Below are 11,402 nucleotides of genomic sequence, written 5' to 3' on the forward strand. Positions count from 1 at the left end.
CAAATACTCGAGTGGTTTTGTCTTTTTACAAGAGGTATAAAGAGAACCTAAAATGATAAACTGAAATAATAGGTAATTATATTTATTAGTAAGTTTGTTGATGATGAAACGCTATTTACCCTTTCTACTCTTTTTAATATCATGCTACTTTTATCCACAAGAAGCTGATACCACGTTGGTCAGGTTAGAAAAAGAACTAAAACTTGCATCTACAAGATCTGATAGCATAAACGCAATGTTGATGTTAGGAGAAATTCAATATGATAGGGATTTTAGCATTACAGAACAGATTATTGATAAAGCATTGGAGCTAATAGGTTTAAAAAATGATAGCATTAGTCAACAACAATTAGCAAAAGCCTATGTTGTAAAAGGAGTTGTACATAGACGAGAAGCTAATTATCCTAAAGCCCTGGAGTATTATCTCAAAGCCCAGAAGATTTATAAAAGTCAAAATGATTCTTTGCACATCTCTGATGTATATCATAATATGGGGATGGTATACCGATACCAGAAAGCCCATGATAAGTCCATTGATCTGTATAAAAAGGCTATTACTATAAAAACACAGTTAAAAGATACACATGGTATTGCTGCAGGATACAATATGATGGGAGTTTCATACCGTCAAACCAAAAGAATAGATTCGGCATTAATTTGCTATGATAAAGCAAAAGGGTTATTTAACGCTATTAACAGTGTAGATGATGTGCAACGGGTAAATAATAATATGGTAGCGGTGTATAGAGATAAAGGGAACTATGACGAAGCACTTCGATTAGCTTCGGAAAATATTAGATATGCAAAACGACTTAAGAAAAAGTTTTCTTTATGTACTGCTTATTATAATGTATCTACTATTTACAAAAGAAAAAAAGAGTTTAATAAGGGGATTAAATATGCAGATTCCTCCTTGATGATTGCACAAGCAGAAGGTTTTAGAGAACGTATTGCCAAAGCATATCTTCGGAAAAGTTTTTTGAATCATCTTCAAGGGAATTATAAAGACGCATATTTTGATTATAGAACATTTAATCGACATTCAGATTCGATTTTCAATATTGAAAATATAAAGAAAATTCAAGCATTAGAATTAAGCCATAAATTTAATCAGGAAAAATTAGCAGATAGTTTAGTATTTGCACAAGAAAAACGAGAAGTAGCTTTATTGGCAGAAACTGAAGCTTCAAAAAAGTGGTTATATCTGGCGTTGCTTTTAATAGCTGTAATAGCCGCTTTAATAATAGGGTTTTTAGTAAGAAGAAATTACCAAAACAAAGCCAGAATTTTGACCGAAAAGCTTGAAAAAGAAAAAGTGCAAAAAGAATTATTAGAGACAAAAGTAAAAGCCAATGAAGAAGAAACTAAACGACTGATTGCTGATAACAGTATGCGTTTAGAGTTTAAACAAGAGTTATTAGACCGATTAAAAAATGAAATAGCACCAGAAGCTTCAAATACAGTGAAAGAAGCAATTAATTCTCTGACTTCAGAGCTACAGGTGCAGATTAAGACCGAAGGAAAATTATCGGGACTACAATCTAAAATTGAAGAAGTCAATAAAGGTTTTGATACTAAGCTTCGAGACTTATATCCATCACTTACTAAAACTGAACGTGAAATGTGTGCATTGCTTCGCCTCAATTTATCTATCAAGGAGATTATGATCGCTCGTAATGCTTCATTAGATTCAGTGAAATCTACACGTTATCGAATACGTAAAAAACTAGGGCTTTCCTCTGGGGAAGAACTCGAAAAATTCATTCAAAATATTAGCTGATTTTTATACGTATCCCCACGTATATTTGCTTAAAAACAAGGGTTTGCCACTTTTTGCCACTGTTAAAATTATCTTAAAATTAAATAATTATAGTATCATTGCCCAAAATTTAAGAGCTGCAAAATGAATGTAGGTTTTAATTGCTATAAACGTAAAAGCCCCCTTATATGAAAAGAAAACTACTCCTAACTTTTTTCTTGTTATTTGGTTATGTCATAGTTGCACAGGAAACTTCTGTTCCAGATAATAATTTTGAAAATTATTTAGAAACGCATGATGCAAGTGGAGGTGTGGTTTCTGTTGGTGATCCTACTAGTATGGGTAACGGAATAGAAAATGACAATAAAGTACATACTTCGAATATTTCGAGTGTTGTAGAATTGGATATTTCGGGGTTAACTATTAGTGATGCCACGGGTATTGAAGATTTTGTAGCATTACAAACGTTCAACTGTTTTAATAATTCATTATCTAGTATTGATCTTTCACAGAATGTAGCATTACTTACCATAGATATAGGCAAAAACAATCTTACTAGTTTAGACCTTTCTACAAATACTGCACTAACTTCTGTAAGTTGTAGTCGAAACCAAATTACAAGTTTGGATGTATCACAAAATACACTTTTAGAAACTTTGGGCTGTAGTAACAACCTAATTAACAGTTTAGACGTTTCCAATAATACTGCGTTAAAAAAATTATCTTGTTATAGCAACCCCTTAGGGAGTCTAGATGTAACAAAAAACCTACTATTAGAAGACCTGGATTGTGTGGATACAGGTCTTACCGTTTTAGATGTAACTCAAAATCCAGAACTGTTAGAACTACAAGCCTATGAGAACTCACTTACAAGCTTGGATCTAAGTAAAAATGTAAAACTGGTCGAACTGTTTATAGAAGATAACCAAATTACGAGTTTAGATGTTTCAAAAAACACAGTTCTAGAAGATTTATCTTGCGCATACAATGCATTAACTTATCTCAATATCAGAAACGGGAATAATGCGAATTTAAACCCTAGCGATTTTGACATTCGCAATAATCCAAGATTAACATGTGTATCAGTAGATGATGTAACATATGCTAATACAACATTTACCAGAAAAGATGTTCAAACTGAATATAAACTGTTTTGTTCAGAAACCTATGTACCTGATGATAATTTCGAAAATTATTTAGAAACACATAATGAATTTGGTACAGTAGTGCCTGTTGGTGATCCAACTAGTTTAGGTAATGGTATTGCTGATGATAATTACGTAGGAACAGAAAGAATACAAAACGACACTGTTTTGGATCTTAGTAATCAAGGAATTACTGACTTTACGGGGTTGGAAGGTTTCGCAAATGTAGAAAGATTGTACACAAACAGTAATACAATTTCCAACTTAGACCTTACTGCAAATACAAAATTAATTGAAATTAGCTGCCAGTCCATGGGACTTACCAGTTTAAATATTTCAGGATTAACTTCATTAGAAATAGTAAGAGCTAGAGATAACAATTTATCAATGATAGATGTAAGTTCTAATGTAGCATTACATACATTAAATTTAGATGATAATAATTTTAGCAACATAGATTTAAGCGCAAATGCTGCATTAATTGATTTTAGAATAAGAGAAAATTCAATAAATACCTTAAATATTTCTAATAATATCAATTTAAGAAGTTTATATGTAGATGATAATTCACTATCCACTCTAGATGTATCAAATAATACGCTAATAGAAACATTACGATGTGGAGGAAATCAATTTAAAACCATTGATATAAGCTTACTTACAAATCTTGATAGTTTTTCTATAGAAGATACACCAACACTTACAGTATTAGATATAACTAATAATACTAATCTTGAAGATATCGATGTAAGCAACACATCATTATCTGTTTTAGATATTACGAATCAAATTAGCCTGGTAGAACTTTATACAAACAATACTGCAATTAGTACTTTGGATTTTAGCAGAAGTCCAGATATTGAATATGTAGAGTGCCAAAATGGTCAGCTCACCTCATTAAACTTTAAGAATGGCAATAATAATAGTGGAATGGAAGTCTATGCTACTGGAAATCCAAATTTAGTATGTATTCAAGTTGATGATCCAACTGCTAGTTATTTAAGTAGTAGCAGCTGGGAAAAAGATGCTACAGCTGGTTATAGTGATGATTGTAACTGGACTTATGTGCCAGATGATAATTTCGAGAACTATTTAGAAACGCATGACGCTGATAATAATTTTGTTTCTGTAGGAGATCCAACCAGTATGGGTAACGGAATTGCAAATGATAATTATGTGAAGACTGCTAATATTGAAAATGTAATGAGTCTATTTATTGCTTTTCAGGGAGTTACGGATATCACAGGTCTAGAGGATTTTTCAGCTTTACAAACATTATTTATGTTTAATAATACATTAACTGATACTAATTTAGATCTTACCAACAATACCAATTTATCAAGAATAGATGGAGGAGATATGGGCTTAACAAGTATTAATGTAACAGGATTAACTGCCTTAGAGCATTTGGATATTCCTCGTAATGATATTACTACAGTTGATATTTCTACAAATACAGCTTTAAAAACATTAATTCTTTCCTCGAATGACCTATCCGGATTAGATGTAAGTAATAATGTATTACTAGAAGATTTACAAATTCATGAAACAACATTAAGTAGTATCGATCTTAGTGCTAATGTGAACTTAACAAGAATCTTAGCTTCTTTAAATCAATTTGCATCGCTAAATACTCAAAATAATACATTACTTGAAACTTTAAATTTATCTAGAAATCCATTAACTTCTTATGATGTAAGTCACTTATCAAATCTTCAAGATTTAAGTTTTGATGAAACCAATATTACTTCGATTGATATTAGTAAGAATACAAATTTAACAGAATTTAGTGCAAGAGATATAGATGAATTAGTGGAGCTAAATGCTAAAAATGGGAACAATAGTAATTTTACAGAATTTAGGGTAACGGGTTGTCCTAATTTGACCTGTATAGAGGTAGATGATCCAACGGCTGGGTATTTATCAAGTTGGGAAAAGGATGCTACTGTAAATTTTGCTGAATATTGTCGATTCACAACCATCCTGGATGATAATTTTGAAGCTTATTTAGAAACGCATAACGAGTTTGGAGGAAGTGTAGCTGTAGGAAGTGCAAACAGCTTAGGTAACGGAATTATTGACGACAATCTAGTACCTACAGCAAAAATAGAAACTATTCAATTATTAACACCCAGAAATGAAGGTATCCAAGACTTTACAGGAATAGAAGATTTTGTGAGTTTAATTCGATTTTGGATTGACGAAAACTCATTAACCGATACAAGTTTAGACCTAACCAATAATATATTGTTAGAAAGTGTAACTGCGGAGAATACAGGATTGACCAGTATTAATATTGCAGGATTAACGGTATTAGAAAGCTTAGCTGCAGCAAATAATAGTCTTACCAGTTTGGACATCTCAACCAATACTGCTTTACGATTTTTGGATGTAGCAGATAATAGCCTCACAAACTTGGATATAAGTGCTAATGATTTAACGAGTCTAACGGTTACGAACAATAACTTAGGAACTATAGATGTAACTAATCAAGCTAATTTGACATCTTTATATTGTGAAAATACCAGGATTACTGCACTAAATATTCAAAACAATCCATTGCTAGAAAATCTGGAATGTAGTAGTAATGGATTAAGTTCGCTGGATGTAACTCATCTTACCGATTTATTTTACTTGTCTTTTAGCGATACGAATATTGCAAATATCGACCTAAGTAACAATGCCAATTTAAGTAGACTGGAATGCGATGATACACCGGTTACCTATTTAGATTTAGTAAAACAGAGCACCCTCGATAACTTATCCTGTAAAAATGCACAACTTACAGGCTTGAATTTAAGAAGTGGAAATAATGCAGATTTAGATAATGTAGATGTTACTGGTAATCCAGACTTGACTTGTATCGAGGTAGATGATCCAACTGCTCCAGTAATAGGGGGGTGGTTAAAAGATGCTACAGCAAGCTATGCAGAATTCTGTAGATTAACCTATGTGCCTGATGATGCTTTTGAAACTTTCTTAGAAAATCAAGGGTTTGGTAATGGAGTCATTGATGATTATGTATATACCGCATTAGTTGAGGTTTCAGAAGGATTTAATCTGCATAATGGATTGGTTGCAGATATGACAGGTATTGAAGATTTTAGAGACATGTGGTTTTTAGGATGTCGTAACAATACTAATTTGACGAGTATAGACTTAAGTAATAATACTAAACTGAGTGTAATTACTTTAGCCAATAACAACTTAGCAAGTTTAGATTTAACAAATAATGTACTTCTAGAACAAGTATACCTCGACGATAATGCTAATTTAGGAGATGTAGATATTTCTGAACTTACTGCTCTAACTAATTTAAGCGTATCTAATACAGGTATTAATTCTATAAATATTTCTAACAATCCATTGTTAAGACAGTTAATCTTAAATGATAATAATTTTACAGAGTTAGACATTTCTGCATACCCAAGCATTGTACAATTACGTGTTGCTAATAACCAATTAACTTCGCTAAATGTTGCGAATGGAAATAATGATAATTTCACTTGGTTTGATGCTTTAGGAAATCCTGATTTAACATGTATTAAAGCTGATAAAGTAGTTCAGTTATATCCAGATATTTGGCAAATGGATGCTACGGCGAGTTTTGCGATTTATTGTGATTTAACCTATATCGCAGATGCTAATTTTGAAAATTACCTAGAAACGCATGATGCCGACGGTAATGTAGTAGCTCTTGGTGATGCATCTAGTATGGGGAATGGGATTGCAAATGACAATCAGGTGTATACTGAAAAAATAAATAACGTAGTTGATTTAGATATAAGTAGTCTTGATATTTCAGATTTAACAGGAATTGAAGGCTTTGCTGCTCTAGAATCATTAAATGTAGATTACAACGATTTAAATTCGTTAGACCTAAGCGGTAATACCAACCTAAGAATTTTGGATGCTGCAGAAAACGATTTGATTTCACTAGATTTATCTGGGTATACTGCCCTTGAAGAAGTGCAGCTGAGATCTAATTCTTTAACCAGTTTATTGGTTGATAATAACCCTAATCTCAAAAAATTAAAAGCAGGAAAAAATGGTTTAACTTCTTTAGATGTTAGCTCATGTGTGCAATTAGAAGAACTTGCTGTTCATCAAAATCTACTAGAATCTTTAGATGTCAGAAATGGAAACAATAGTTTAATTACTGATTTCTTTGTATTATATAACGATAACCTTACATGTATTCAGGTAGATGATCCTAATGCAGCGTATTTAAGTAGTTGGGAAAAAGATGATATTGCCAGTTTTAATGATGATTGTGTAGTTCCTGTTATCACCTTAACCGGTACTAATCCACAAACTGTGGAATTGGGTACGGCATATACTGAGTTAGGAGCTACTGCGGATGATGGAAGTACCGTATTGATCGATGCGTCATCTGTAAATACAAACCTGTTAGGTCAATACACGGTTACCTATAATGCTACCGATGCATCGGGTAATATAGCAGTACAAGTAACCAGAACCGTCGATGTAGTAGATACCACTGCACCTTTAATCACCTTAACAGGAGATAACCCACAAGAGATAGCCTTAGGATCAGGTTATACAGAATTAGGAGCCACTACCGATGATGGAAGTACAGTGATCATTGATGCCACCGATTTTGTAGATGCTGTAGGAAGCTATACAATTCGCTACAACGCTACCGATGCTTCGGGCAACGTTGCTGTTGAGGTGACCCGAACAGTCAATGTAGTAGATAACTGTCCGTTAGTAAGCTTGCCAACCGATAATTTTACCATTATTACATCTGGCGAAACCTGTACCGATAAAAATAATGGGATGATTAATATCCTTGCTGCTACTGCATTAGAGTATACCACTACGATTAACGGTACAGATTACAGTTTTACGTCATCTTTAGAAGTGGAAGACCTAGCCCCTGGTATGTATCCGATTTGTATTGGAGTAAATGGTTTTACGAATTGTGAACAGTGTTTTGAAGTAGTGATCGCAGATGCCGAGAACTTAGCAGGAAAAACAGAGTTAATTACCGAAGAGAGAACGGCAAAAGTAAATGTTGAGGTAACCACAGGTACTGCACCCTATACTGTAAAAATCAATAATGAGATAATAGGAGAATATACAGTAAAGAACTTCATTGTCGATGTACAACATGGTGATGAGGTAGAGGTTTCTTCAAGTGTAGATTGCGAAGGGGAATTATCAACTAAAGTGAATTTGATCAATAGGCTAAGCATCGCACCAAACCCAACTCAGGGAGATGTTACACTTTTTATCCCAAATATTGAAGTAAATCGTATACGAGTATCCTTATACAATGTCCTTGGAGTCCAGGTTTCTTATAAAGAATATAAGATTACATCAGGACAAGTAGTAGTCCCTATGGAGGAATTACCGCAAGGGATCTATTTGATCACGATTAACGAAGGGAAAGCATTTAAAATCATAAAACAATAAAGAGATAAACCTTATACACTATCAAATATAGATATGAGTTTACAATAAATAATTTCACGGTTTAAGGGGGGCAGATAAAATAACAAACTAGTTAGTTTTGAGCATTAGTTTTCATGTAAAAACGAATCTGATTTCTAAAATAAACTTACATTATTTATAATGAAAAAAACAATACTGTTTTTAATCTATCTCCTTTCAGTAACAATTCATGCTCAAGAATCTGAATTGTTAGGAAGATGGCAACTGACAAAAATTGATGATATAGATGCGGAGCAGGAACACATTTTTCCGCCATTATTAGAATTTTTACAGAATAATAAAATAATCATCAAATTTAGAAATCCTGTTTTTTGGAAGTATGAGAATGATACTATTTACATTAAAAACAAAGAACACGAAAAATATAGAAATAAGATGACAGTGTTGGGGTTACATAAAAATGCATTAATTGTAAAAAACTACAGAGAAGAGAAGTTAGTATTTAGAAGATTAGAGAAAACAGAAAAAAAAGACATCTACGGTATTTGGATTGTAAAGGCAATGAAGAAAGGAACAAAGTTTAATACAGCTTTTAAAGAAAATACGCAGATTCATTTAACACATGATAACAAAGCGCTGATTAGTCTGCAAGGAGAAACAAAGCATTTTGATCAAAAAACATGGGATATTGATTTAAAAGAAAATATGTTTTTATTGGATAATAATGATTCCCTTAAGATTATACATCATTCAAGATATTATTTGTTATTTAGTAACCATAATGATGCTAAAATACTCTTAAAGAAAAAATAAAAAAATCTTACTTAGCTATATTTTAGAATATTAAACCATTCGAGCATTTGAATGGTTTTTTCTTTTTGCGATAAACGGTATAGATGCTCTGTAACCGTGTAAAATCAATCTTGCAACCCTTTTGCAACCCTCTCTTATACTATTTTTATAGGCTGTTACTATAATTTTGTTGCACAATTTAAAACCCCTTATATGAAAAGACTTCTACTTATTGCAACAATTTATTTCTTAGGCGTAATACAATTACAAGCGCAAACCGATAATCAAATCAGTGGAGCAAGTGTAGATCCTACACAAAGCAATGGTACAAATACCCCAGAGCCTTATGATGGAAATGCTACATTCGATCCGGGTTCTCAAATAACTAATGGAGATTGGAATTTTATTTTTGGCCCGGGAGCAGGAGGAAATTTAACTTCTGGTTCTAGAAATATACTTGTTGGAGGGTTAGCAGGGGCAAACCTCGATGGTGATACCGATAATACGATTATAGGAGTTTTTGCTGCAGACCAAACAACAAATAGTTTTGATAATGTGTATATAGGTAACTCGGTAGCACGATATAGTACAGGTTCAGATAATGTAATTATTGGTACAGAGGCAGGTAAAGATTTAACAGGAGGTTTTGACAATACGATTATAGGTGAAGAGGCGGGGTGGAAACTTACAGAAGGTGATCGGAATGTATTTATAGGAGAAGATGCAGGTAGAAATACCACTACGGGATCCAGTAATGTATTTATAGGAAGACAAGCGGGTCAGGATAACACTACAGCATCTGGAAACACTTTTATTGGAGGGCAATCTCCAAGTAGTGTATATGTTGCATTAGAGAGTATCGATGCTTCATATAATTTCGTTTATCTTAATGCTGCAAGTGGAGCAAATAATACTACAGGGGTTGGAAATACCTTTTTGGGTGCAGGATCAGGTCTTGATAATACTATAGGAGGAGCAAACACTTTTTTAGGATTTGCTGCTGGTGCCAATAGTACCAATTCTCATGGAAACACCTTTGTAGGGTATGGAGCAGGTTTCGATAATAATAGAACAAGAGGGACTAACGACTCTAATAGGAATACATATCTGGGAGCTACCGCAGGGGGAACAAATCGATTTGGTTCAGATAATGTAGGAATAGGATGGAATGCAGATTTTATAGATGATGGTGGTACTAATAGAAATCAACGTAATGTATTTATGGGGTCTTCTATTGTATTGGACGGAAATGAAAAAGTAGTCATAGGACATGATGCTGAATCAAGAGGAAATAATACAGGTGCTATTGTGATCGGCGCACTCAGTAAAGTGAATCAACCATATTCTATAGCATTAGGGCATAATGTAAATGTAACGACCAGAAATACGATGGCTCTGGGGGGAAACACAACAACCAATAGAGTTAGTGTGGGTATTGGTACAGTGGCAGCCAATCAAAATGCGTCTTTAGAATTAGCAGACACCGATAAAGGGTTTTTAATCAATAGACTTACGACCGCTCAACGTACTACTATGGAAACTGCAGCAGCTAGTGGTAATCCATTAACTACTACAGATACCGGGTTAATGGTATACGATACTGATGTAAGTACACTTTTTGTTTGGAATGGAATCGCATGGGTGAGTACGGTTTCTACAAATACCGATGCACAGGATTTAACCCTTTCGGGTGATGCTTTGAGTCTTACTAATGATGCTACCGATGTAGATTTATCAAAATATTTGGACAATACCGATGCACAAGGCATCTCATTAGCGACAAATACCTTGAGCATTTCGGGTAATGCGTCTACGGTTGATCTTTCGGGTTATTTAGACAATACCGATGCGCAGGATTTAACCTTATCGGGTGATGCTTTGAGTCTTACTAATGATGCCACCGATGTAGATTTATCAAAATACCTGGACAATACTGATGCGCAGGGGATATCCTTAGCGACAAATACACTGAGTATTTCTGGGAATACGTCTACAGTCGATCTTTCTGGTTATTTAGATAATACGGATGCGCAAGATTTAAGTTTATCATCAAATACATTGAGTCTTACTAATGATGCCACCGATGTAGATTTATCAAAATACCTGGACAATACTGATGCACAAGGCATATCATTAGCCACAAATACCTTAAGCATTTCTGGGAATGCATCTACGGTAGACCTTTCAGGCTATTTAGATAATACCGATGCACAGGATTTAACCTTATCAGGTGATGCTTTGAGTCTTACCAATGATGCCACCAATGTAGATTTATCAAAATATCTGGA

Annotated in this window: 4 protein-coding genes; all 4 read left to right on the forward strand. The window is 33.7% G+C overall.

Features of this window, described 5'->3' with window-relative positions; all coding sequences use genetic code 11:
• Positions 1–100 precede the first annotated feature (100 nt).
• Complete coding sequence (locus PQF96_RS09230; protein ID WP_271765855.1) at positions 101–1,780, forward strand: tetratricopeptide repeat protein; 1,680 nt, start codon at positions 101–103, stop codon at positions 1,778–1,780.
• A gap of 167 nt (positions 1,781–1,947) precedes the next feature.
• The gene (locus tag PQF96_RS09235; protein ID WP_271765856.1) at positions 1,948–8,343 is read left to right on the forward strand and encodes an immunoglobulin-like domain-containing protein; all 6,396 of its coding nucleotides are present in this window, start codon (positions 1,948–1,950) and stop codon (positions 8,341–8,343) included.
• Positions 8,344–8,502: 159 nt separating this feature from the next.
• A complete protein-coding gene (locus tag PQF96_RS09240) occupies positions 8,503–9,135 on the forward strand; it encodes a hypothetical protein (RefSeq protein ID WP_271765857.1) in 633 nt (210 codons plus the stop codon).
• Between the two features lie 192 nt (positions 9,136–9,327).
• The coding region (locus PQF96_RS09245) for a beta strand repeat-containing protein (protein WP_271765858.1) at positions 9,328–11,402 on the forward strand (2,075 nt) is incomplete at its 3' end.

This window comes from Aquimarina algiphila, assembly GCF_947494415.1.
GTDB lineage: Bacteria > Bacteroidota > Bacteroidia > Flavobacteriales > Flavobacteriaceae > Aquimarina > Aquimarina algiphila.